Origin of the sequence: Winogradskyella psychrotolerans RS-3, from assembly GCF_000427335.1 — a bacterium.
Classification (GTDB): domain Bacteria; phylum Bacteroidota; class Bacteroidia; order Flavobacteriales; family Flavobacteriaceae; genus Winogradskyella; species Winogradskyella psychrotolerans.
Window position 1 is genome coordinate 1 of the sequence record NZ_ATMR01000123.1, and the last position, 1,103, is coordinate 1,103.

Annotated in this window: 1 protein-coding gene; it reads right to left on the reverse strand. The window is 33.5% G+C overall.

The window, feature by feature from the left end:
* Nucleotides 1-221 precede the first annotated feature (221 nt).
* Nucleotides 222-674 carry a hypothetical protein gene (locus ADIWIN_RS11775; protein WP_200859805.1) on the reverse strand — a complete coding sequence of 151 codons (453 nt, stop codon included), beginning with the start codon at nt 672-674 and terminating at the stop codon, nt 222-224.
* Nucleotides 675-1,103 lie beyond the last annotated feature (429 nt).

Consider the following 1,103-nt stretch of genomic DNA (forward strand, 5'->3'; position numbering starts at 1 on the left):
TTTCATGTTGTCCTTACTATAACTAGGACCGGTTTTTCGATATTTCACTACGGTAGAGAGCCAGTGAAAAAACGATTGATTTGACAATCAACCAAACTATACCTTCAACCAGATAGAATACAGATTATGTGTAAGAGGGCATTGGTTTTGTAGCAGGAGAGCCTGTAGGAAAATAAAAAAATCCCTCAACTTAAGGTGTTACCATTATCTTAATTGGGTAATCAAGGCTTGATCTTTTCTCCATCTTTAAATCCTCTCGAGGAATAGATGAGCATGCTTATGATAATTAGTAATATGAAGAGTACCGCATATTCAAATTGTAACCATATGTCAGATCTGGCTTTGATTCTATAGCTTAGGTTGGCAAGTTTTTTACCTTCCAATAACTGGATTTTAGACAATTCCCTCAAATCGTTGAATACCCGCTCAAAATCCGAATTGAATCTCAGGACACTGTTTTCATAGTTTTTTTCAGAGGTTTCCAGGTTACTAAAATAACTTTGAATTTCTAGCTTTTCTGATACCAACTGCTTAAAATCATTGAGGTATTGTTCCTCTTTGGGCGTAAGATAGGTTCGTTCAAAACCTGTTATAATGGCTAAAATCTGTTCATGATAGTCTATCACTTGATTTTTGACAGCCAAATATTGTTCTATGGATTCGGTATTGGCCACCACCAATCGCATTCTAAAAAAGTAGTTCGGTTATATTGAAAATATAGTCTTGAACGACCAACCTGTCTTCATACACAGTAACAAAAGAAGCTTCTAATTCGTCCACATTGCTTTTATCCACGAGGCTTTTCGCAAAAAATGAGAAACAAAATGAGAATTAAGGCAATGGCTATTTTTGTTTTGAACGAGAAGAAGGTTTTTCCTTTCATATTTCCTTAATTAAATTTCACTTTAAACAATGACCAAATATTTTTACTTTTTTAGTTGATAAGTAAACCTACTTTATCAATTAATGTTCAGACTATTAAATAAGGTATTAAATTCTAATTTACCAACCAAAGAGAAAAATTATTATTATCCCTTAGAAATAAGCTGAAGGGAGGGTGAAACGGACTTCTGTGCCTTTTTCCAATTCACTATAAAACCTTT